General features: G+C 34.2%; 17 protein-coding genes. 5 read left to right on the top strand and 12 right to left on the bottom strand.

All coding sequences use genetic code 11. The features are described 5' to 3' along the window. Positions 1 to 8 precede the first annotated feature (8 nt). The 4 genes from hemC to EF513_RS02510 are packed head-to-tail and all read right to left on the bottom strand — an operon-like array spanning position 9 to position 3127. Complete coding sequence (hemC, locus tag EF513_RS02525) at positions 9 to 899, bottom strand: hydroxymethylbilane synthase (protein ID WP_125215846.1); 891 nt, start codon at positions 897 to 899, stop codon at positions 9 to 11. After that, positions 892 to 1335, bottom strand: coding sequence for a ribonuclease HI (gene rnhA, locus EF513_RS02520; protein ID WP_125215845.1), 444 nt, complete (start codon positions 1333 to 1335; stop codon positions 892 to 894). Before rnhA ends, hemC begins: the two co-directional genes overlap by 8 nt. Before the next feature lie 4 nt (positions 1336 to 1339). Further along, positions 1340 to 2440: a murein transglycosylase A gene (mltA, locus tag EF513_RS02515; protein WP_125215844.1), complete on the bottom strand. Its 1101-nt coding sequence runs from the start codon at positions 2438 to 2440 to the stop codon at positions 1340 to 1342. A gap of 24 nt (positions 2441 to 2464) precedes the next feature. Then, on the bottom strand, positions 2465 to 3127 hold the full coding sequence (locus EF513_RS02510) for a Tim44/TimA family putative adaptor protein (protein ID WP_125215843.1): 663 nt from the start codon (positions 3125 to 3127) through the stop codon (positions 2465 to 2467). A 79-nt stretch (positions 3128 to 3206) separates the two neighbouring features. Here EF513_RS02510 and EF513_RS02505 point away from each other — a divergent pair, with 79 nt between their 5' ends. Genes EF513_RS02505 through EF513_RS02495 form a run of 3 tightly spaced genes read left to right on the top strand, consistent with a single transcriptional unit; the run spans position 3207 to position 6475 of the window. Continuing rightward, a complete protein-coding gene (locus EF513_RS02505) occupies positions 3207 to 3491 on the top strand; it encodes a frataxin domain-containing protein (RefSeq protein WP_164503801.1) in 285 nt (94 codons plus the stop codon). Next, positions 3492 to 5216 carry an ABC transporter ATP-binding protein gene (locus EF513_RS02500; RefSeq protein WP_125215841.1) on the top strand — a complete coding sequence of 575 codons (1725 nt, stop codon included), beginning with the start codon at positions 3492 to 3494 and terminating at the stop codon, positions 5214 to 5216. Continuing rightward, positions 5216 to 6475 (top strand): DEAD/DEAH box helicase, encoded by a 1260-nt coding sequence (locus EF513_RS02495; RefSeq protein WP_164503800.1) that lies wholly within the window; start codon positions 5216 to 5218, stop codon positions 6473 to 6475. Before EF513_RS02500 ends, EF513_RS02495 begins: the two co-directional genes overlap by 1 nt. A gap of 273 nt (positions 6476 to 6748) precedes the next feature. Here the strand turns inward: EF513_RS02495 and EF513_RS02490 are convergent, their stop codons facing one another. The 7 genes from EF513_RS02490 to mnmE all read right to left on the bottom strand — a co-directional run bounded on the left by EF513_RS02490 (position 6749) and on the right by mnmE (position 13741). Next, the gene (locus tag EF513_RS02490; protein ID WP_125215839.1) at positions 6749 to 7963 is read right to left on the bottom strand and encodes a hypothetical protein; all 1215 of its coding nucleotides are present in this window, start codon (positions 7961 to 7963) and stop codon (positions 6749 to 6751) included. Continuing rightward, on the bottom strand, positions 7956 to 9413 hold the full coding sequence (locus EF513_RS02485; protein WP_125215838.1) for a hypothetical protein: 1458 nt from the start codon (positions 9411 to 9413) through the stop codon (positions 7956 to 7958). Before EF513_RS02485 ends, EF513_RS02490 begins: the two co-directional genes overlap by 8 nt. 109 nt (positions 9414 to 9522) lie before the next feature. Then, the gene (locus EF513_RS02480) at positions 9523 to 9876 is read right to left on the bottom strand and encodes an Mth938-like domain-containing protein (protein ID WP_125215837.1); all 354 of its coding nucleotides are present in this window, start codon (positions 9874 to 9876) and stop codon (positions 9523 to 9525) included. A gap of 3 nt (positions 9877 to 9879) precedes the next feature. Beyond that, complete coding sequence (gene secD / locus EF513_RS02475; RefSeq protein WP_125215836.1) at positions 9880 to 11415, bottom strand: protein translocase subunit SecD; 1536 nt, start codon at positions 11413 to 11415, stop codon at positions 9880 to 9882. Positions 11416 to 11423: 8 nt separating this feature from the next. After that, on the bottom strand, positions 11424 to 11858 hold the full coding sequence (gene yajC / locus EF513_RS02470; RefSeq protein ID WP_206425211.1) for a preprotein translocase subunit YajC: 435 nt from the start codon (positions 11856 to 11858) through the stop codon (positions 11424 to 11426). Between the two features lie 34 nt (positions 11859 to 11892). Next, entirely contained in the window at positions 11893 to 12336 is a 444-nt protein-coding gene (gene dut / locus EF513_RS02465) for a dUTP diphosphatase (RefSeq protein WP_125216842.1), read from the bottom strand. A 97-nt stretch (positions 12337 to 12433) separates the two neighbouring features. Further along, positions 12434 to 13741, bottom strand: a complete 1308-nt coding sequence (gene mnmE / locus EF513_RS02460; protein WP_125215835.1) for a tRNA uridine-5-carboxymethylaminomethyl(34) synthesis GTPase MnmE — start codon at positions 13739 to 13741, stop codon at positions 12434 to 12436. A gap of 119 nt (positions 13742 to 13860) precedes the next feature. On the opposite strand from mnmE, the gene EF513_RS02455 reads away from it, so the two are divergent. Then, complete coding sequence (locus tag EF513_RS02455) at positions 13861 to 18579, top strand: NAD-glutamate dehydrogenase (protein ID WP_125215834.1); 4719 nt, start codon at positions 13861 to 13863, stop codon at positions 18577 to 18579. Between the two features lie 522 nt (positions 18580 to 19101). Here the strand turns inward: EF513_RS02455 and polA are convergent. Then, entirely contained in the window at positions 19102 to 21633 is a 2532-nt protein-coding gene (polA, locus tag EF513_RS02450) for a DNA polymerase I (protein ID WP_164503799.1), read from the bottom strand. A gap of 181 nt (positions 21634 to 21814) precedes the next feature. On the opposite strand from polA, the gene EF513_RS02445 reads away from it, so the two are divergent. Continuing rightward, complete coding sequence (locus EF513_RS02445; RefSeq protein WP_125215832.1) at positions 21815 to 23659, top strand: GspE/PulE family protein; 1845 nt, start codon at positions 21815 to 21817, stop codon at positions 23657 to 23659. Positions 23660 to 23661 lie beyond the last annotated feature (2 nt).

Below are 23661 nucleotides of genomic sequence, written 5' to 3'. Positions count from 1 at the left end.
TTCTGCCATTAAAGGAAATTTTTAAATTTTTTAGCAATTCTTATTGCTTCCAAGTAGGCTTCTTCTAATGGGACTTCAATCTCCTCTTTTAATATCTCTTGTGCAGTTGCTGCCATGAATATTCCTTTGATTATACCATCTTGCAGCTCGCATAAACCTCCGATAGGAGTTTTGCATGAGCCATCAATCTCATATAAAAAAGCTCTTTCAATTTCTACAGCCTGGTAGGTTTCTTGGTGGTTAATTGCTTTGCAAATTTGTACGGCTAGTGAGTTATGAATGTTGCACTCAATAGCTAAGGCCCCTTGGCCAATTGCTGGAACAAAAATATTTTTATCAAGCAGGGTATATTCAATAGCTTTTTGTAAACGATGTAATCCTGCCGCTGCTAAAATAGTAGCTCGGGCCACTCCTTGTTGAAGTTTACTGAGCCTGCTTTCGATGTTGCCTCTAAAGGGGATAATTTCAAGATCTGATCTTATTGAGTTTACTATTCTTGCTCTTCTAATAGATGATGTACCAAAAATGGAATGTTCGGGTAATTCTTCAAAAGTTTTAGCGCCAATTAAAACATCTCGCGGATCTTCGCGTTCTAAAGTGGCAAGTATAGCTAAATTTCCTGATGTGGTTGCCGGCATGTCCTTCATCGAGTGGACAGCCAGGTCAAGAGTTCCTGCAACTAAGCCTAATTCTATCTCTTCAGTAAATAGGCCTTTCCCTCCGATTTCTGAAAGATTGCGATCAAGAATTTTATCTCCTTTAGTCATCATGGGAACAATTTCAATCAAATTTGCAGGGTAGCCGAGTTTATTGATTATTTCCTGCTTAACTATAGCCGATTGTTTAAGAGCTAGATTACTTTGACGCGAACCAATCTTAAGATGTTTAAACTCAAACATTGCTTTCCATTTTTTTATATTTTAAAGCCGTATCCTGGGCCAGATCATTGGCCTGTTCGTTCTCTGGGTGGCCGCTATGTCCTTTAACCCAATGCCAGCTAATTTGATGGATTTTGGCAAGAGTAATAAGTTCTTGCCATAAATCAATATTTTTTACTTTACCATTATTCCAGTTGTTGCTTTGCCATTTAAATATATATTCAGTAATGCCAGTAATAACATATTTGCTATCCGTATATAAATCAACCTTGCAAGGCTGTTTTAGTTGCTTTAGCGCATTTATTACAGCTAGCATTTCCATACGATTATTAGTGGTAAGGCTTTCGCCGCCTGTAATTTCTTTGATTGATCCCTTGTATCTTAAAATAGCTGCCCATCCTCCCGGTCCTGGATTGCCTAAACATGAACCATCCGTAAAGATTTCTAGTTGTTTCATGTAACTATTTTATTTGGACATTATTCGGTAATAACACAACTATATTGCCTAAAGCTTTCATACCGCCGGCTATTTCACGCGCGCGTTTGCCGGAACCAAAAAAGATATCTGCCCTAATTCCGCCTTTGATTGCACCGCCAGTATCTTGAAGGGTAACCAACCTACGATATTTATTAGGTTTGCTGTAAATAGTGCTTGGTAAATGTGTGTTAATCCAAGCAGGAATGCCTAGAGGGTAAAATCTTTTATCCACGGCAATAGATCTTTCGGAAGTCAGTTCAACTCCTAAAGCGCCTATAGGCCCATCATTAGCTTCTATATGGCGAAAAAATATATAAGATTCATTTTGATTCATTACATAATCAGCATGTTCGGGATTATGTCTAAGCCATCTTTTAATGGCTTGAGCTGAAAGTTGTGATTTGTTAATACTATTATTTTTAATTAAAACCCGACCAATAGGGGTAAACGGATAGCCATTTTGGCTAGCATAACCAATTCTTATTATTGAGCCATCAGGTAGATGTACTTTTCCTGATCCTTGGATATGCATAAAAAATAGCTCTATCTTATCATCTGTCCACAATAATTCTAGATTCCGATCTTCTAAGACGCCATTTTCAATTTCTGTACGCGAATAATAAGGTCTGCGCTCCTGGATATCAGGAGGTGAATAATAAATAGGGTGCTTAAATTTTGAGGTTTTAACTAGGCTACCCCGAATATCACTCTCATAATACCCGGTAAATAGTCCCTTGTTACCCTTGCTGCTTTTTACTAGGTAAGGAGTAAAGTTGTTTTCTAAAAATTCTTTTTGAAGATGTTTATGTTCTATAAATTCTGCTCTTTCACATAAGGGGTGCCAATCCGCCATAGAGCCGGCTGAATAAAAGCTACCAAACCTAAGTTTGTAATCGCTTGGTAGGGTCAAGAATTTTTCACATGATTTTTGCAAACTAGGCCAAAATTCATCAAATTGTTCGTTTTCCCAGCCTGTAAGGTTTTTAAAATTGGTTGGTTTTAAGGTGATAGTTTCCTTGGGACGGAATACCGCACAGCTATTGAGTAGCAATAATACAAAGAAAATAAAAGTAAAAGATCTCATTTTAAATTATCAAAGTTATAGTTTTTATAGGTTCTCGATTTTCACCAAAGTCCATTTTTGGTCGGGTGATTTAAGTTTTTTCTCAAAAACCCAAATATCTTCTATTTTCTCAGGTTTTTTGACATTACCTTGTATAATATTATTTTGATCATCGTATAATAAGATTATTTGTTCGCTTGCAAATTTCACGGTTAATCTTGCTGAATTGTTTTGCAATTCTCCCTTCACAATTTCAGCATCAAGTTTGATCATTGTAACTTTTAGCTGCTGTTTTTTGTGTTTTTGATGCTCAATAATTTTGTTGAAATGATTTAAAATCTCTTCATTTACCCAATGTTTTAGACCATTGATATTTTGGGTAGTATATTCCTTAATAATAATTTCAAAAACATTCTTAGCCCCATTTAAGAAAAATTTTTCGGTAAAATTAGGGTGGGTTTCATTAATTTTAGTAATTATTTCTACAATAGTTGGATCGGTAGAGATGATTATAGGCTCTCTACTAACAATATTTTCTTCATTTTCATAAGAAGAATTTAAATCTAGAAAGCGTAACTCTTCATGTAAACGTTTTTTAATTTCTTCCTTTTTAATTTCTAAGTCATCGTCACCGTCGCGTTTTCCAAGCATAGAATAATATTTATAAGCTATAAAGAGCGCAATGATTGCAAAAAATAATAAATCCATGTAAATAACTTTAATGAAGAATTTGGTGAATTGTTAATTTCTTATCATTCAATATACCATAAAATACAGGAACATGCAAATGAATGTTATCGCAAAAGCAAAAGAAGAGATTGAGGTTTTATTTGATTTAATTGATGCATATGATGAGTATGAAGTGGACCTAACTCAAGGGATTCTTTATATTGAGACTGACTTTGGTAGTTATGTAATAAATGTACATGAGGTGATGCAAGAATTATGGGTTTCCTCTCCTAAAACCGGTGCTCATCATTTTAAATTTGATATTATCCAACAACAATGGATAACAGCAAAAAATAAAGAACTAAGAGAACTGTTCACAACTGAATTAAATATAAAATTTTAAATGAAAAATAGCATTTTTTATACACTCTGGTTGTATCTGAAACCTTATAAATCAAAGTTGGTGGGTGTTTTAATTGCTTTAGCTTTCACCTCGTTTTCAGTTTTAGGGATTGGTAGGGGGGTTGGATATTTAATCGATCAGGGGCTGAATAAAAATGATATTGCTTTATTTGATGAAGCTTTGCTTATCTTGTTGTGTTTTGCTTTTGCCTTAGCTATTGCTACCTTTTTTAGATCTATGTTGATGAATGTAACTTGTGAAAAAGTAGCAGCAGATATTAGAAAAGATGTTTTTGATAAAATCATTTATTATCCTTTAGAGTACTTTGAAAAACAGAGTGTTGCAGATATTACCTCACGTTTAACTAATGATATTACCTTAGTAAATTCAATGATAGTGAATCTGCTTTCAACTGCTATTAGGAATAGTATTCTATGTGTGGGTGGTGTAATTCTAATGGTGACCACCAGCTATAAATTAAGCTTGTGTGTTATTTTAACTATTCCGTTTATAGTAATACCTATAATTTTTTTTGCTAAAAACGTTAAAAGCGTATCCCAAGATTATTTGGCTAAAACGGCCAGTATTGGAGTGGACTTACAAGAAAAGTTGGGAGCAATTCATTTAATAAAAGTTTTTGCTTATGAAACAGAGCAAATAGCTAATTTCCATAATGTAATTCATAATGTTTTTTTAAGTGCCAAAATAAGAGTATATGAACGCTCTAAGTTTGCTGCAATTGTTATTGCGCTTGTATTATCTGCTGTGAGTTTTATTTCATGGGTAGGAGGCAAGGGGGTATTAAATGGTAGTATTATGCCTGGCCAGCTCTCCTCCTTTATTTTTTACGCCATTATAGTAGCAGCAAGTGTTGGAGCACTTGCAGAAATGTGGTCGGAATTTAGTAAAGCGAAAGCTGCACTTGTTAGAGTGTTTGAGTTGTTAAATTTTGATAAAGAAGCCCGTATTACCGCACCCGTATTTATGCATGATTTTAGTATTAACTTTGATAAAGTGAGCTTTTCTTATCCAAGTAATCTTGATAAAAAAGTCCTCAATAACTTCAGCTTAAATATAAATGAGGGGGAGAAGATTGCTATTGTAGGTTATTCTGGCAGTGGGAAAACTACAATTTTCTCATTACTTTTAAATTTATATAATAATTATGATGGTAAAATTAATATTGGTGGCATTGATGCTAAGTTGGTTCCTCTTAAAGATTTACGGTCAGTTTTTTCAATTGTACCTCAAGAAACTCAAATTTTTTCTACATCTATCATTAATAATATCAAATTTGCTAACCCTCAAGCTTCCGAAGAGGAGGTTGTAAAAGCTGCGGAAATGGCAGAAATACATCATTTTATTATGTCTTTACCCGATGATTATTCAACTTTTGTAGGAGAAAGAGGTATGCGTTTATCAGGGGGGCAAAAACAAAGAATAGCGATAGCAAGAGCATTTCTTAGAAATGCTCCGATATTATTACTTGATGAAGCAACTTCTAGTTTGGATGTAGAGCACGAATTTCATATTCAAAAAGCTATAAATAAATTAATGCAAGATAAAACGACAATCATTATATCTCATCGATTATCTACAATTATAAAAGCTGATAAAATTATTGTATTAGATCAAGGGGAAATGGTAAGCCAGGGTACCCATCAGGAATTGCTGAGTAAATGTGATATATATCAAAAACTATATAATTTAACTTTTGAAAAATAGTGAGTTTTAATATCAATTTTACCAGTGAACAATTAGAAGCCTTAAACGCCATACGCGCCGGTAAAAATTTATTTATTACTGGTGAAGCGGGTACAGGTAAATCTTATTTTCTTCAAATCATTAAAGATCTTTTTTATAGTAAGGGCCTAACTCTTACGGCTAGTACTGGCATAGCTGCACTTAATGTTGGTGGCATGACGCTTCATTCTTTTGCAAGCTTAGGAACAGGAGAAAGACCGGCTGAACAAATTATTAAATTTATATTATCAGGTAAGGGTACACAAACTAGAAGAAGAATCAAGGCGACCAAGATATTAGCTATTGATGAAATTTCTATGATCTCAGCAGATATTCTTGATAAATTAAATATTATATTTAAAGGAGTTAAAGGTAATAATCTGCCATTTGGCGGTATTCAGCTGCTGTTAATCGGAGATTTTTTACAATTACCGCCCGTTAGTAAAAATGATTATGATGCTAATTACTGTTTTGAATCTTATGCATGGGAAGAAGCAGCAATTGAAATCTATAATTTTACTAAAATTTTTAGGCAAGAAGATATTGAATTTATCAATATTCTAAATAATGCACGAAAAGGGATGATAACCAGGAATAATCTAGAGGCGTTGCAAACAAGAGTGCTTAAACCTCATCGTAATGTAACCTATCTTTCTACTCATAACATTCATGTAAATAAGATTAATTTTGATTATTTGGCAAGTATTGCTACTAAAGGTCATTTATTTAGAGCTAAAACAAGTGGTAATGAGCCTTATTTATCAAATTTAATTAAAGGCTTAGTGGTAGATCAAGAGCTTGAATTAAAAATAGATGCTAAGGTCATGATTGTAACCAATCTCTATTATAAGGAAGGTATAATTAATGGCTCCATAGGTAGAGTTACCGCTTTTGTAGAAGAAGGTAATAAACTCTTGCCTCAAATTACTTTTAATAATGGTTATCAAAAGATTATAGATTATAATGAATGGTCTATTGAAGATTATAATAAAGATGGGCATTTGGAAATACAAGCCAAAGTCATGCAGTTACCTTTGACGCTTGCATGGGCTATCACTATTCATAAATCTCAAGGCCTAACTATTGATGAGCTATTTTGTAATTTAAAGCAAAGCTTTGTAGCCGGCCAAGCTTACGTAGCGTTATCTAGGGCAAGAAGCTTGGAAGGGCTTTATCTATCTTCTATTGAAAGTAAGTACTTTTTTGCTAACCAAAGGGTTTTAGAGTTCTTAGAATATTAGTATAATGGATAGTAAATATCTTAATCAACAAATCTCTTTGGGAGCTCAGCATAATGGCATTTTCCATTATTAAATGATCTAAATAATTTTTATAGGCTCGTCTTTAATATTCCTGCTCTAATTTAAAAGTGGTTTTGTGATAAAAGTAATTTTAGTGTCAAACCTTGCCTACAATGCTAATTGATGTTTAATAAGCTCATTTTTCTTAAAAGTTCTTTTTACTTCTGGTTGTAAATGAGCTCTAGCGGCCTACATAACCTACTGAGAGTTAATTTATATACCTTTACCCTTATTCTGGGTTTGTGGATTCCTCGTTATAGATGTGATATTAGGTGTGTAGTCGGCCGCTTCCTTTGCTTCCCTGAGATTTTTTAGGTTTGCAGAATGTCTTTTAATATTACTAGGTAGCTTTTGCCTTTCTTGTTGCTTGCTGTTAGCTGTCTTATGGTTTTGATGGATTAAACTTACAGTTTCTAGACCTTCAAGTTTAATACCGATCTGGCTTAATCTTTTAGTATCTATGCTAAGTCGATTAACAGCCGTTTCTTCATTTCTAGCATTTTTTGATGGTTCGATTGCTGTTTCTTTATTTGATAATGGTTTACTAGCTCGCTCTAGTGCTGGCTCAGTTTTGTTTACAATAATGTGTTTTGCAGATTTATCTTGTAGTGTAGACGCTTGCCTACTTATAACATCTAAGTCATTGCTTTGAGATTTGCTAAGGACAGTATCAAATTTAGCTTTAATTGTACTAATTGCTGTTTGTAAGAAGTTCCCTATGCTTAAAAGTTGTATAGAATTTAATTTTTTGATATTAACTGTTATCGTGCGGCCAAAATCATGTAATGCACTTATGAACTTATTAAGTTTTTCAAAGGAAATATTTATGCTATTAAGCCGATAAATGAGTTTACTTTTATCTTCTAGTTCATCTATCTTCCTATTAATACTCAATGAAACATCATTAAGCTGCTCGCTCATTTGTTTAAAAGATTTTTTAAAATTATCTTTGATATGTGATGCAGGATTAAGAGATTTGGAATCTTTAAGTTTTGCTGTATAATCAGCTGGAACAGAATGTCTTTGATCTTGGTTTATTATTGTTTTAGTAGAAGATTGCAGTGGGGTTGAGTGCCTGTTGTTAGGCTTGGTTAAAGGAATTTCTTGTAAAGTTGATGTGCGTAAACTGCGATAATATTTTGAGTTTTGAAAATTATTGATATATTCTTGGTTATCTATTTTTGTTAGTAATTTATCAACTAGCTCTAACTCTTGCCTATTATCTAATTTGCTTACTTCTAAGTCAGAAAATGGTATATTATTGCCTGATGCATAATTTACAATAAAACTCAAAAGAGCTTGTGGCTTAGCTGCCTCGCGTAGAGATAATAAAGCACGATGGTCATTTTTTATTAGCTGTTTATCACTTGTGCCATCTAATGAGAATAATAATTCTTGAAATTCTTTTTCTGTATATTTATTATCCATTTTGCATACCTTTTGTAGAAGATTGTCTTTGTTGTGTTGCCGGATCTTTACCACTGCCAGGAGCTTGTGCTTCACCTTCCTTGCTTTTGCCTTTATAGCTGATTTTTTTTAAGTTTTCTGCTAACCCTTCGATTTGTTTGATACCATTAGCGGCTTGGATAAGAGCTCCTAACCCGCCTAAAACAGCTTTTTCAGCAAATTCTACACTTTTAATGCTGGCTTCCATGCCACCAACTATTGTATTGCTGGGAAGGTCTTTAATTGTTTTTTTGGCTGTTTGTGCAAATTGTTTTACATCGGTTTTAATATTTTGAGTAATTTCTTGAGTTCTATTCTTAATATCATTGGTTGTTTCTTGGGCTGTAGCAATAGTATCTATTCCGAAAGTGGTAGCATATTTACTCGCATCTTTAGCTGTGCGGGCTGCTGCTCCGCTAAGAGCAATGGTAGCATCATAAATTCCTGCTATAGATTCACGCACTGCATCCTTCATTTTAGGAGCAACTTCTTCTTGCGCTAATTCTATTTTATCTCCTATATTATTTTTTGCTTTCTTGGCATATAGCTTTAAGTCTTCTGTAAGGTTAGTAAAGTTAGATTTAATATCTTTTTTAATGCCTGTAATTTTATCTGAAAATTGTTCTTTTTGATATGGAATTTCATATTGAATATCAATTTTTAGATTTGTAGCTTGCTTTCCAATAAGTTCTTTAGCCTCATGAAGTTTTGTAAGCGCTGGTTGAACTATATGATCATTTAGATTTTGTCTAAAATTTGATAATGTGGTTTTAATAATATTAGCTCCTTTTGGAGCATCAAAAGCGACCTGAGAGGCAAGAGTTTGAACATTATTTGGGGCTTGCTTAATAGCATTAGAAATGTTCCCCAGAGCTACATTTATTTTATCTTTTAGCCCATGCTTAGCAGGGCTGGCATCTTGTTTAATATCTGAAGAGGCAACGTCTATTTTATTCTTAATTGTAGGAATGGTAGCTGTATTTTTTTCAGTGCCATCTTTAATCTCTTTTTGTCCAACATTATTTAGTTCAGCAGTCGTGTTTTTAACTTTATTGCCTATATCCTGTGCTGTATGTTTATGCTCTGATGGTGTAATTTCTATACGTTCTGAAAGATCATTGCCATATGCAAAGATCAGTAAAGATGTTGCAATATTAAATCGCTGCCCCTTGTTTAAAGATGCAAGATTGATTTTGCTGTATTGAGTTTGTTTTACGGGAAGATTCTGATTTAAATGGTTATAAATAAACTTAACTGCCTCAACCTTAAGCTTAGCGTCAAAGCGATCATCATTTTCATTAAGATTATTTCCGATATTTTGCATTACTTGATTAAGTATCTGAGCAGATTGCGGAGTTAAAGAAATTTTTTTCTTAGATACAAACGCAGCATGGACTAACTTGGGTTGAGGAGTTGGTTTTGTGCTCACCATATATCTAATAAATAATAGTTAATTTATTAATATTACCATAGATGATGGAAAAAATAAACTATTAATAATTTAACTTATATGCGAGTGAGAATTAAAATAGCAGGGAAAGCTAAAGTAATATCAAACTAACTTTACGATCTTCCATCGCTAGAATATTATAAGTTCGAATTGCAGCTGGAGTGGTCATTATTTCGGGGATAGTAGGAAAAGATTTAAAATGGGTTCTGACAGAAAAATCGGGTTTAGTACCCGTGCCAATTAAAATTATCTGCGCCTTATCTGGTTTGAATGAGGGAAGTTGTAATAACTCTTGTATAGTAAGATGCTTTGTTGCAAAGGTAATTACTTGATTCTCGATAATTATTAATGGAGGAGTATAGGTAACATCATTAATAGTAATTAACTCATCTTTATATTTGGTGATAAGTTTGAGTTCTTTATTCGTAAGCGGAGTAATATCCATGTATTAAATCATTAGCTTTCTAGGAAGTAGCCTACCATATAAATCTACTAGCAACTTAGTTAGGCTTATGCTTGCAAACATAGATGAGATTATTCCTACGGCTAGAGTGATAGCAAAGCCTTTAACCGGGCCGCTGCCAAATAGATAGAGCATAATGGCAACCAACAAAGTAGTAATGTTCGAATCTAAAATAGCTCTAAAGGCATTTTCAAACCCAACATGAATTGCTTTTAATCTGCTAGTGCCTGCACGTAGCTCTTCGATAATTCGTTCGTAAATAAGTACGTTTGCATCTACTGCCATACCTATGGTGAGCACTATGCCTGCTATACCTGGCATAGTAAGGCTTGCACCAATAATTGATAGAATGGCTATCATAGACATTAAGTTAGCTAGAAGTGCTATTATTGCCATAAATCCAAGCATTTTATATCGGCCGATCATAAAGAGGGTCACAAGAGAAAAGGCAACAGTGCCAGCAAGCTTACCAGCAGCAATTGAATCTGCTCCTAATGAGGGACCTATGCTTCGTTCTTCAATTACTTTTAATTCTACCGGTAAAGCTCCTGCTCTAAGTAGTAAAGCTAATTCGCTAGCTGATTCCATAGTAAAGTGGCCAGAAATCATGCCGGAACCACCAATAATTGGTTCTTGAATATTTGGAGCGCTAATTATCTTACCATCTAACATTATCGCGAATCTGGTGCCTACATGTTCTTTAGTTACTTGAGCAAATTTTTTAGCGCCTATATTGGTTAATTGGAAAGTAACTACAGGGTTGTTCTGATCTAAGTTAACTCTGGCATCTGCAAGATCGCTACCAGTCATTAAAACCTCTTTTTTAAGCGGAAGTTTATTGGATGAACTTTCAAAAGGAGCCAGATAAGAATCAAAAGGCATAGCATTATTGCTAAACTGCTCATGTGTTATTCCTTCGTTAACTAAACGAAACTCAAGCTTAGCAGTTTTGCCTAATATTGATTTTAATTGCTCAGGAGATTCTATTCCTGGTACCTGTACATCTATTTTATTCTCACCTACTGGCTGGATTATAGGCTCAATCGTACCGTGCTCGTTTATACGTTTGTTGATAATTTCAACAGTTTGTTCTTTAAGTTTGTTTTTGGTATCTTTGATAAATTCAGGAGTGTAAATTACCGTTAAAGTTAAGTCTTTACGATCAATTATTATACCATTAAAGCTTTTCATTAAAACTTTTGTTGTGGCTTGAAGTTGCTCTTCGGTTTGGAAATTAATGCCAATACTTGTAGGATTTAAATATATTTTTTGATAGCCAACTTTACTGCTACGTAAGTCTTTACGAATTTGAGAGAGTAGAATCTTATATTGCTCTTTTAAATATTCTTCGAAATCATATTTAAGGGTTACCTGGGAGCCTCCCTTAAGATCAAGACCTAAATTTAATTTAGAACTAGGCAACCAATCAATATGATGAGTCGTAAAATTAGGGATGAAGAATAATAGGCTTAATAGATAAGCTAATGATATTACTATTATTCTCCATTTATCTATTTTCATAAAAGCTACTATTTAGAGTCTTTTTTAGATTCTTTAATTGGTGTAACTGCTTTATCTTCATTTAGTAATTGAGAAATTGCAGATTTTAATACTCTTACTTTAACATTTTCAGCTATTTCTACTTGTGCAAACTCGTTATTTTCCTCGGTTTTTATTAAAGTGCCGATCATTCCGCTAGATAGTACAACTTTATCACCTTTTTTAACCGCTTCCACCATTTTTTGATGTTCTTTCTGCTTTTTAACTTGCGGACGGATAATGAAGAAATAGAAAATAGCAAAAATAACAATAAGCGGTAAAAAACTCATTAGAGATTGCTCTAGAGATGGTTGCTTTGCGGCTATCTCTCCAGCTGGTGGAGTAACAGTGGTGCTGGTGACGGTAGATGGGTCTAAAGCTGCTCCAAGTTCTTCAGCTTGACTGTCATTGATAAAAAAACTCATATGTTTCTCCTTAATAATATATTTTAAATTTTATTTATGCGCCGGTTGAACCAAATCCTTTATCGCCTCTAATAGTAGTGCTTGAAAGCTCCTCAACGAGCTTCCATTCAGCAGTTTCATGCTGGGCTATAATCATTTGGGCTATTCTTAAGCCTTTAGTAATGATAAACTCTTGTTTGCTAAAATTAATTAACATAACCTTAATTTCACCCCGATAATCTGCATCGATAGTACCTGGCGAATTTAGTACTGTCACGTTATTTTTTAAGGCTAATCCGGAGCGTGGTCTGATTTGAGCTTCAAATCCTACCGGTAGTGCAATAGCAATACCTGTGGGAATTAATTTCACTTCTCCTGGAGCTATGATGATTTCTTCATCGGTTGCGGCCATTAAGTCCATGCCAGCACTAGCTTTGGTTGCATAAAAAGGCAATTCTAAATCCTGCCCATTAGCTAATTTGATAATCTCTATTTGCATAAACTTACTTATTTGATCCATATAAAGCTTTATACTTAAAAAGATTTTATCTTTCTTGCAACCATAAACTTTATAATTAGCACTGATTATTTTAAAATTATTTGCCTATACAAAAACTTCCAAAGATTACATCTAGTAATTCTTCCACATCAATTCTACCGGTAATCCTGCCAATTTCAAAGCTGGCCAGTCGTAAATCTTCGGCGGCAAGCTCAATCGGCTTATCTAAATTAAATTGTTCTAAAAAGTTAAGAGCAAATGTACAATGTTCCCGGTATCTGCTACGGGTAATTACAGCATCTTCTTCATCGACTTCAAATTCACTGGCAAAGTTTTTAAGATGATTTATTAGCTGATCAAGGTTTTTATTATCTTTGACTGAAATGGATAAAGCATTAGCTGGAATATTTAAGCTGTGATTTAAATCAATTTTATTAATTACCACTAATTCATTATTAGAGAGTGTTGAGCCGGGTTGAAAATCTAGAGCGCTATGAAGGCGGATAACAAAATCTGCTTCAGCAAGCTTTTGTTTAGCCTTTTCTATGCCAATTTTTTCAATCTGGTCAGAGCTTTCTCTTAATCCTGCGGTATCGTAAATTATAAAAGGAAACCCAGCAATGTCTAAATATACTTCAATTACATCTCTGGTGGTCCCAGGAATATCTGAAACTATTGCGACTTCTCGTTCGACTAGTAAGTTAATTAAGCTGGATTTGCCAACATTAGGCTCGCCAACAATTGCTACTTTAATGCCTTCACGCAGCTTTTCACCTTTACGGTTGTCATTAAGATGTTTTTTAAGTTGTAATTTAAGATTGGCTACATTTTCATTAACATGATTAATTAATTCTTCAGGGATATCTTCTTCGGGAAAATCAATTAATGCCTCAATTAATGCTAGGGTGTTAATAAGATCTTTCCGCCAGGTATCATAAAGTTTTACTAAGCTACCTGACATTTGCTTAATAGCTTGCTTTTGTTGAGCTTTAGTTTCAGCATCAATTAAATCAGCTAAGCCTTCGGCTTGGGTTAAATCCATTTTGCCGTTTAAAAAAGCCCGTTTAGAGAACTCTCCAGGTAAGGCTAATCTAATCTCGGGAATCTGAGCTAAAGCATCTAGCACGGAATTAATCACTGCTCTTCCCCCGTGGGTTTGTAGCTCAACAATGTCTTCACCAGTAAAACTGTAAGGGGCTTTAAAATAAAGGATTAGGCAATTATCTAAAACCTCATTAGTTTTGGGATGGCATATAGGTGAAAAGTAAGCATATCTAGGTCTTAAATTTGGCTCTAGGCCTAACTGTATTAAAGCTTGCAAGCTTTGTTCGCCAGAAATTCTAATGACAGCAACTCCTGATTTACCATAAACTGTTGATAGTGCGTAGATTGTTTTATTATCCATTTTGTTTTTTATTATAAATTACTATTTACTTATCTTTATTAAATTATATAACATTAGCCAGGTAACAAATTCTGGTTTTTGCCAATTGTCAAAACAATGGGCTTACCCAAGGGTTAAGAATGGAAATTAGCTGCTATCATAACAATTCCTTTGTAGTTGATAATATAATCAAAGAATCTACCATTAAAGTAGATGCCTTACAGAGTAAATTTATCCATACTTTCTTTGCTTATGTCTCTGCTGATAATCTTAAAGAATTATCTGCGGAAGAATATGTCACACTAGCACTTCAAGCTTTTAAGAATTTTAAGCATAATAAATCTGGCGTAAATATCAATGTTTTCAATCATCCTCATGCTCATAATAAGATAGTGATTGAAACGCATCTAACCGATATGCCTTTTTTAGTTGATTCGTTTGAAAATGCTTTAATTAATTTAGGCCTGCAAATAATTCAAATAATTCATCCAGTAATTAACGCTAAGCGTAATCACGCAGGTGAAGTGGTAGATTTATATTTAAAAGATGAACATAACAGCAAAGCAGAGTTTCATGCAGAATCTTTAATCCATTTTTATGTAACGGATCATAGCGGAAAGATTACATTTGAGCAGATTAAAGCACATTTAAATATTATTGCTCAAAACGTAACTAATGCAGTGGCGGATTGGCAGTTAATGACGAATAAAGCTTATCAAATATCAACCGAAAAATTTCTTGATCAAGAACAGGTGGAATTTATTCACTGGCTAATTGACCATAATTTTACTTTTTTAGGTGCAGTTGAATTTGATAAGGGCGAAATAGTCAAAAATTCTTCCATGGGCATTGGTAAGTTAAATGATCAGCAACTGATTATGGCTTTAAAAGATGATTATAATGCCATTAGCAATCATGCAGATAATATTATAATTACAAAGATTAATTATATTTCTCCTGTACATAGGAATACTAATCTTGAGGTAATGACCGTTAGATTATCTGAGCATGCTCAAATAAAGTTTTTTGGGTTATTTACTACCCTAGTCTATTATCAGAGTGCTAGAGTAATTCCCATCATTAGAAAAAAAATCGAAACGGTTATTAATCGTTCGGGGTTCCACTCTGCAAGCTATAATCGTAAAGAGCTCGCATCGCTGCTGGAATCTTATCCGCGCGATGAACTTTTTCAAATTGGCGAACAAAATTTATTTGAATGTTCTTTATCTTTGCTTTCCCTAAAAGAGTTGCCTAAAATTAAGCTTTTTCTACAGTCAAGCAATGCTAACAATTTTATGAGTTGTATTGTCGTTGTTCCTAAGCAACAGTTTAGCGATCAACTATGTGCCCAAATAAGAAGCTTACTATGCAATAAATTAAAGGGTAATTTTGATAGAGATTATGTAAACGTGCATGATATAAAATTAGTAAAATATCATGTAAATTTGAGTCATGTACCGAATAAAACATCAACCGACCTTATAGAAGATATTGAAGGGGAGATACATAAATTGGCAAGTTCTTGGACCGAAGGCTTAATTGCAGGAATTGAAAAACATAAACTTTATCCTAATCCAGAGTTTATGGTAAGCAAATACAAATCGCTCTTTAACAATAGTTATAAAGAGTTATTTAATTGTGAGGAGGCTATTGAAGATATAACCTACTTAGAAGAGGTTTTTGCTTCCAAAATTACTAAATTTAGATTTAAGCCACAAGAGAATGACTTATATTCTTTAAAAGTTTATAATTTAAATGAGCAAGTTACTATCTCAAAAATTCTACCGATTATTCAAAATTTTGGTTTTGAAGTGGTAGACAATTATACTTTTAAAGGTGAGATAGCAGATAATGATCATCCTATTTGGTATCATCATTATATTTTAAAGCCAGAAATACATATTGGTGAGCTTGAGCTAATTCAAGCTAATTTTGAAGAGGCTTTGCACCAAATTTGGATTAAACATCTTAGAAGCGACTTATTGAGTAGCCTAGTGATTACTAAAGGTATCAACCCGCGTCATATTATGATGCTTAAGGCAATTTGTAAGTATTTAATGCAAATAGGAACTAAGCAAACAGTTATTTATATTACTAAGGTTTTAAGATCCAATAGTGAGATTACTAGTAAGCTGGTTAAATTATTTGAATATAAGTTTTGCCCAATCACTAATAGCGTAGAGAAATACCATGAGTATCGCCAGGAAATCTTAAAAGATTTAGAGCAAGTCAGTAATGTTTCTGAAGATAAGGTGTTTAGACAATATTTAAATATTATCGATGCAATTTGGCGAACAAACTTTTATCAAACTAAGCTTGATGGTACTTATAAAAATTATGTGTCGTTTAAGATAAATTCACATGCAGTAGAAGATTTACCGCTGCCTAAAGTTTATGCAGAAAATTTTGTATATGCAACCTTTATGGAAGCAATCCACTTGCGCGGTGGCAAAGTAGCCAGAGGTGGTTTAAGATGGTCTGATAGGCTGGATGACTTTAGAACTGAAGTGCTAGGCTTAGTTAAAGCACAAATGACTAAGAACAGTATTATCGTCCCGGTAGGATCTAAAGGTGGATTTGTAGTTAAAGGACAAAAAGTTGGGGCATCGCGTGAAACCCAATTAGAGCAGGGTATTGAGTGTTATTCAACCTTCTTACGGGGTGTGCTTGATATTACTGATAATATCGTGGATTCAAAAATTATACCTCCTCTTAATGTGATAAGACACGATGGAGATGACCCTTACTTAGTAGTGGCAGCAGATAAGGGCACTGCTACTTTCTCTGATATTGCCAATTCAATTTCTAAGGAATATAATTTTTGGTTAGCTGATGCATTTGCTTCAGGCGGTTCACAAGGTTATGACCATAAGAAGATGGGTATTACTGCGCGTGGTGGGTGGGTTGCCGTTGAGAGGCATTTTGAAGAAATGGGAATTGATATTAAAACCCAGAGCTTCACCGTGGCCGGTATTGGAGGTATGTCTGGTGATGTATTTGGCAATGGTATGCTTCTGTCGGATAATATTAAGTTGGTTGCAGCGTTTAATCATAGTCAGATTTTCTGTGATCCACATCCTGATCCTAAAAAATCTTACGAAGAGCGTAAAAGATTATTTGGTATTCCTTACTCTTCATGGGAAGATTACGATAAGAATCTCATTTCTAAAGGTGGTAGAGTATTCAATCGTGATGCAAAAAGTTTAAATTTAACACCTGAAATTAAGGAGCTGCTTGGGATAAACCAAGATAGCGTTACACCTGATGAACTAATTCGGGCGATTCTTAAAGCACCCGTAGATCTTATTTGGAATGGTGGTATCGGTACTTATGTTAAATCAAAAGAAGAGCTAAACGAGCAGGTTGGCGATAAAGCTAATGACAACCTAAGAGTTAATGGTGAAGAGTTCAGATGTAAGATAATTGGTGAGGGGGGTAACCTTGGTTGCACTCAGCGCGGTAGAATCGAATATGCTTTAAATGGAGGCAGGATTAATACTGATGCCATTGATAACTCTGCAGGAGTAGATTGTTCAGACCATGAAGTTAATATTAAAATAGCTTTTAATATTATTCAAAAAGCAGGAAGCATCACTATTGCAGAACGTAACAAACTGCTAGAGCAAATGACCAAGGAGGTTGCTGCGTTAGTGCTTGAAGATAATAAAGTGCAAACTTTAGCCTTATCATTAGAGCAGTTCTTGGGTGGGCAACTGCTTAATCAACATAGTGTACTAATTGATCTGCTTGAGCAGGAAGGTATTTTAAATCGTTTGATAGAGTTCTTGCCAAGCGGGCACGAAATTGAAGGGCGTAAAAGCGCAGAATTTGGGCTAACTAGACCCGAGATTGCTATAATACTAGCATATAGCAAATTATCTTTATACAATAAGATGCTTGCTTCAGTAGTACCTGATAATGAAAGGTTTAATAATTATTTGTTAAATTATTTCCCACAAATGATGGTTAAAAAGTTTGAATCTTTCTTGCTTCATCATCCGCTGAAAAGAGAGATCATTGCCACTGTGGTAATTAATAAAATGATTAATAGGCTTGGTACTTATTTCTGTCATTTAACTCTTGATGAGCTTGGAGTTGATGTCAAAGATTTAACCTATGGTTATGAATTAATGAGATTGCTTACCAACTTTGAAGGGGTTTGGGAAAAACTAGACCAATTGCCGATTAAAGAGCATATGCATGAAGCTAAGATGCAAAGCATGAATATGGTACGTACTAGTATTCAAAAAATTTGCTTATGGTTAACACGGAATATCAAAACTCTAGATAATTTTGATGAAGTTGCAAAAGAGTTTGAAACCTATTATGGTCAGCTTACAGCTCTCATTTCTAATAGTAAATTAGGTTTGCACGAGGAATATAAGCAAACTTTAGAATCAATGCATAATTTAGGGCTTGATGAAAAGTTAGCTAAGCAGGTTGCAGCACTTTATGTAACTAGTGAAAACTTAGATATAATTAAATTTGCAAGTAGTAACAATATTTCAATTCATAAGGCTGCTAAAATATTTGAATCGATTGATAAGCGTCTACAGCTTGGCTGGTTTAAATCGCTTGCTAAAAATATCAAGAATTTAAGTAGCTATTGGCAGCGTGTTGCTCAAAAGAATTTAATTAATGAACTGGATGAATTGAAAAATCGTCTTGCTCAGGAAATCATTAAGATTGAACAACATTCACCTAAGGAAGATTCAGGCTTTGATGCATGGTTGTTTAATAACATGAGAGCAATTGAAATTTATGATCAATTCTTAAATCAGATTCATCGTGATCACTCAATTGAGCTGGCAACTATTACAGTAGTAATTAATAGGGTTAAATTTATTTTTGATATTTAAGTTTAATCGATATTATTTAATATACTTCTAAAAAAGCCCAAGAATTATAGTAATTTAACTATAACTTGGGCTTTTTTCAATATTCCTACTATTCATCATAGTATACAAGGATGTAACAATGAGAAGATCCTTTAAACATAGCAAGCAGCCATTGACTAAAAGGGAATATTTTTTTCTGCGATAACAATTCCGTATTAAGTTTAAAACGCTTAATAACGCCAGTTACATTTTTATAAGGCTCTTGCGCTTGTTAAATTGTGGTTGTTGTTTTTACCTTCTTTAGTAGGAGGCTTCTTTTGGGTTTCTTGAGGCAAGACTACCTTTTAAAGTACTTAGTGTTATGTATTCAGCTCTAATGTTAGGATGAATCCGAGCTTGAGATATCTTAAGTAACTTAGAAAGATGGTTAATCATTAAAAAAGTTGTATAAACAAACCATTTCTTAGTTTGTGAAGGTAGACCTTTCTTCTTACTCGAGTGGAAAGTTTTGTTTGATATAGAGTGTGCTACATCGCTCTGTTGCTATATATCTTGCCAGTTGTTACCAATGCTTACATCTACAGTTAAAGGGACTGATAATTCTACTACGCTCGACATCAGCTTGGCCATTGTCTCACCAATTTCTGTAGCTTGAGTCTGGTTGGCTTCAACTATCAATTCATCGTGTACTTGTAATAATAATTTGGCATCATATTTGGTAAGTAATCCAGCAATTTTGATCATTGCTAGCTTAATAATATCTGCGGCAGATCCTTGTAGTGGTGCATTAATTGCTAGCCTTTCTGAAAAATTTCTAGCTATAAAATTACCTGAATTAATATCTTTAATGTAACATCTGCGGTTTAAGATGGTTTTAATATAGCCATGGTCTTTGGCATATTGCTGCATTCTTTCCATATATTGTTTAATGCCGGGATAAGTCTCAAAATATTTATCAATAATATGTTTTGCTTCAGATTTCTCAATCATTAATTGTTTAGCTAAGCCAAACGGACTAATGCCATAAATGATACCGAAGTTAATTGCTTTAGCTTTGCGTCTAAGTTCGCTGCTCACATTCTCGATATCCACTCCGAATACTTCACTTGCCGTAGTGCTATGAATATCTTTATTATGGTGGAAGGCGTCCTTTAATGAATCAATTCCAGCAATATGCGCCAATAGCCTTAATTCAATTTGCGAATAATCTGCTGAAACCAGGCTATAACCTTCTTTGGCAATAAAAGCTTTTCTAATTTTACGGCCTTCCTCGGTTCTAATCGGAATATTCTGCAAGTTAGGAGAGCTTGAGCTAAATCTGCCGGTAATAGTTGATGTAAGTGAATAAGTGGTATGAATTCTTGAAATGTCATCCGCTTGAACAATCAGGCTATCAGTATAGGTGGTGATTAGCTTGTTAATCTCGCGCCAATGTAAAATTTTATCGGCAATGGCGTGCCCCTGTAGGGATAATTCTTCCATAACGGCTGCATCGGTTGACCAGCCGGTTTTAGTTTTTTTAGGAGCTGGAATTTGCATTTTATTAAATAAAACTTCTCCTAATTGTTTAGGTGAGCCGATATTAAAAGTGACATTGGTAATTTTAAAAATCTCCATTTCAATCTGGCTTAGTTGTTCAGCTAAATCTTGAGAAAGGTTTTTTAAATAGTTGCAATCAATCTTAATACCTTCTTGCTCCATTTGGTGGGTAATTTTAATTAGCGGTTGCTCAACTTCCGTTAGTAAAGATATTAGCTGCCTTTGCTGTAGCTGGCTAAGCAGGCTAGGTAATAGTTTGATAAGAGCATTTATTTTTTCTTGAGGTTCGGTAATATTATCATTTACTTGTAAATAATGCTGCAAAAAGTCATTTACTGTTTGGATGTTTAATGAAGAATCTAATAAATAACTTACAGTTTGTAGATCGGTAAAATGACTGGGCATTAAATTAGTATGCTTCACTAAGGCTTTAATATTAAAGCCGATTTTCATCAATCCAGGATTTGCAATTAAGCTGATTAAGTCGGTAAACTTATCGGGTGAAGTAATAATAAAATTTACCTGGTCAAAACCCACTATATAATCCTCCTGATGAGGGATAATATATAAATTACGTTGATTGCTATACATACCTATCAGGTCGCTTGGGTGTTTAAGCTGAAGTGCGCTAGCGGGCTGATTAAAATGATTAGTGCTGATAGTTAATTTATGGTTTTTACCATTCAGTAAATGATCAATTTTATTTTTAATTGATTTGAACTGATTGCGTTCTAAAAAATTTAATAACTCTTCATATTCTGGTTTTTTGACTACTAGATCATCAAAAGATATATGTAAGGGGACATCTTTTTCTAAACCTACTAGCTCATAAGACAAAAATGCATTGGCTTGCTGCTCAATTAAATAATCCTTACGTTTAGAAGCTTTAAGGCTGTTAATATTTTCATATACGCCTTTTAAGTCTTTAAATTGGCTAATTAGTTCCTGGGCTGATTTAGGGCCAATGCCTTTAACCCCAGGAATATTATCTGAAGCATCGCCAATTAATGCGAGTACTTCACGTACTTTGCTTGGTTCCACCCCAAATTTATCAATGACTTCTGTAGCAGTGATCGGTTTGGCTTTAATGGGATCATACATAATCACCCGATCATTCACTAATTGCATTAAATCTTTATCTGAGGAGACAATAGTAATTTTAAAATTTTCATCATAACCTTTGGTGGCTAGAGTGGCGATGATATCATCAGCTTCAAAGCCATTTTGTTCTAAAGAGACTACATTTAAAGCTTTTACGGCTTGCCTTACAATAGGAAATTGTTCAATTAAACTTTCTGGCACTGGAGGACGATGGGCCTTATATTCGGGGTATAATTCATGCCTAAAATTTTTTCCGCCACTGTCAAATACTACTACAAAATGGGTTGCATCAGTTTCTGTAAGTAATCTAATAATCATGTTAGTGAAGCCATATACCGTGCCAACTTCTACTCCATCTCTGCGAGTTAGCGGTGGCATTGAATGAAAAGCTCTAAATACAAAACCATAACCATCAATAATTACTAAATGCTTCATCATAGTCCCTAAAAATTCCTATTTTCTGCCGATTTTAAATAAGCTTATGAAATGGTATGCCATTCATTCTTTCAAGAATCAACTAAAATAACCGATTAATTGCAGTAAATAATTAAAATATTAATATTTAATTAACCTAAGTGGTGTATAAATATAGTAAAAGCAACTATTAACAAGCCGTATGGATCAGGAAGAAAATAACATCAATGGCACTGAGAATACTCAACCCAATAATACCTATGCATCTACAGTAGAGCAGGCGCCACTTCAAGCAACATCAACATCAGTTGAGCAACCAAACAATCTAGAAAATACTATAAAGGTCCATGATATAGGTGAAAGTACTAATGATATTGGTAATAAGCTGGTTTCAAAAGGGTTAATCTCAGCAGACCAGCTTGATATTGCCTTTAGAGAGCAACGCACTGAAAAATCTAGGAATAAGCCTATTGATAAAATTTTGGTCGATTTAGGGTTCATTACCGAAGTAGCTTTATCTAAAATTATTGCTGAAGCCAAAGGCATAAAAAATATAGATTTAAAGGGAATGGTACTCGACTCTAAAGTAGTTAATATGATTCCGCAAGATGCAGCTCTGAAAACTAAAGCCATTGTAATTGGAGCAAATGATGATTCGCTAACGTTAGCGGTTGCAGATATTTATAATATTTTAGCGATTGACCAATTAAAGAAATATTTACCAAAAAATATAAAAATTCGTACGATTTACGCCCCGGAAACACAAATTATTGAAGCGATTGAACAATATTATAAATATGAGATGTCTATATCAGGCATTTTAAAAGAAATTGAAACAGGTAATGCTGATAACCATAATTTAACCTCAGAGGGTTATATAAATCCTACCGTAAGGCTGGTGGATGCTTTGTTAGTAGATGGAATTAAAGCAGGAGCTTCAGATTTGCATTTTGAGCCAGAAGAAAGTTTTGTAAGAATTAGATATAGAATCGATGGTAAGCTAAAGCAAATTAGGTCTTTTCATAAGGAGTATTGGCCGGCTATTGCTGTGAGAATTAAAATTATTTCTAAAATGAATATTGCTGAAAATCGTAACCCTCAAGACGGTAGGATCACTTATAATGTATTAGGAAGACCGATAGATTTTAGGGTGGCAACTCATCCCACTATTTATGGTGAAAATATTGTAATGAGGATATTGGATAGCCGCAAATCGATTGTGCAGATTGAAGATCTAGGTTTTAGTAAACATAATGCCTCGTTACTACAAAAGCTGTTGCTCAGGCCGGAGGGCATTATTATTGTAACCGGTCCTACAGGTAGTGGTAAAACCACTACACTTTATTCAATTTTAAATTATATCAACACTATTGAAAAAAATATTATGACTCTGGAAGATCCAGTGGAATATCAGCTCACTTTGATTAGGCAATCTAATATTCGTGAAGGGGCTGGGATGAACTTTACTGACGGAATTAAATCTTTAATGCGTCAGGATCCAGATGTAATCTTCCTCGGAGAGATTCGTGATATGGAAACTGCTACTATGGCGGTAAGAGCCTCAATGACCGGTCACCAAGTTTTTTCTACGTTACATACTAATGATGCAATCGGCGCGATAACTAGGCTTAAAGATATCGGAGTAAGTGGCGGTATTTTAGCAGGTAATATTGTGTGCATTATTGCTCAACGTTTGGCACGTAAGCTATGTAAAGCATGTAAAGCACCATACCAAGCAAGTGGATATGAATGCAAAATATTAGGAGTCGATTCCACACAGCCACTTCAAATTTATAAGAAGAATGGCTGTGAACAGTGCGAATATATTGGCTATAAAGGACGGGTTGCAATTAATGAAATTTTAAAGGTTGATAAAGGCTTGGATGAGTTAATAGCTACTGAAGCCACCAGAAAAACTATGCTGGAATATGCTGCAAGTAATGGTTTTGTAAGAATGTCAGATGATGGTTCTGATAAAGTATTAAAAGGTGTAATGGATATTGAGTCTTTAATTGGTACCATTGATATGACCGAAAGGATCGTGTAACT

The organism is Rickettsiales endosymbiont of Stachyamoeba lipophora (genome assembly GCF_003932735.1).
Classification (GTDB): Bacteria; Pseudomonadota; Alphaproteobacteria; order Rickettsiales; family 33-17; genus RICK01.
This window is presented reverse-complemented; position numbering and strand designations above follow the sequence as displayed.

Excerpts from the sequence above, each read along its gene's own strand:
- hemC (WP_125215846.1), bottom strand. The coding sequence starts at position 899 with ATGTTTGAGTTTAAACATCTTAAGATTGGTTCGCGTCAAAGTAATCTA.
- rnhA (WP_125215845.1), bottom strand. The coding sequence starts at position 1,335 with ATGAAACAACTAGAAATCTTTACGGATGGTTCATGTTTAGGCAATCCA.
- mltA (WP_125215844.1), bottom strand. The coding sequence starts at position 2,440 with ATGAGATCTTTTACTTTTATTTTCTTTGTATTATTGCTACTCAATAGC.
- EF513_RS02510 (WP_125215843.1), bottom strand. The coding sequence starts at position 3,127 with ATGGATTTATTATTTTTTGCAATCATTGCGCTCTTTATAGCTTATAAA.
- EF513_RS02505 (WP_164503801.1), top strand. The coding sequence starts at position 3,207 with ATGAATGTTATCGCAAAAGCAAAAGAAGAGATTGAGGTTTTATTTGAT.
- EF513_RS02500 (WP_125215841.1), top strand. The coding sequence starts at position 3,492 with ATGAAAAATAGCATTTTTTATACACTCTGGTTGTATCTGAAACCTTAT.
- EF513_RS02490 (WP_125215839.1), bottom strand. The coding sequence starts at position 7,963 with ATGGATAATAAATATACAGAAAAAGAATTTCAAGAATTATTATTCTCA.
- EF513_RS02485 (WP_125215838.1), bottom strand. The coding sequence starts at position 9,413 with ATGGTGAGCACAAAACCAACTCCTCAACCCAAGTTAGTCCATGCTGCG.
- EF513_RS02480 (WP_125215837.1), bottom strand. The coding sequence starts at position 9,876 with ATGGATATTACTCCGCTTACGAATAAAGAACTCAAACTTATCACCAAA.
- secD (WP_125215836.1), bottom strand. The coding sequence starts at position 11,415 with ATGAAAATAGATAAATGGAGAATAATAGTAATATCATTAGCTTATCTA.
- yajC (WP_206425211.1), bottom strand. The coding sequence starts at position 11,858 with ATGAGTTTTTTTATCAATGACAGTCAAGCTGAAGAACTTGGAGCAGCT.
- dut (WP_125216842.1), bottom strand. The coding sequence starts at position 12,336 with ATGCAAATAGAGATTATCAAATTAGCTAATGGGCAGGATTTAGAATTG.
- mnmE (WP_125215835.1), bottom strand. The coding sequence starts at position 13,741 with ATGGATAATAAAACAATCTACGCACTATCAACAGTTTATGGTAAATCA.
- EF513_RS02455 (WP_125215834.1), top strand. The coding sequence starts at position 13,861 with ATGGAAATTAGCTGCTATCATAACAATTCCTTTGTAGTTGATAATATA.
- polA (WP_164503799.1), bottom strand. The coding sequence starts at position 21,633 with ATGAAGCATTTAGTAATTATTGATGGTTATGGTTTTGTATTTAGAGCT.
- EF513_RS02445 (WP_125215832.1), top strand. The coding sequence starts at position 21,815 with ATGGATCAGGAAGAAAATAACATCAATGGCACTGAGAATACTCAACCC.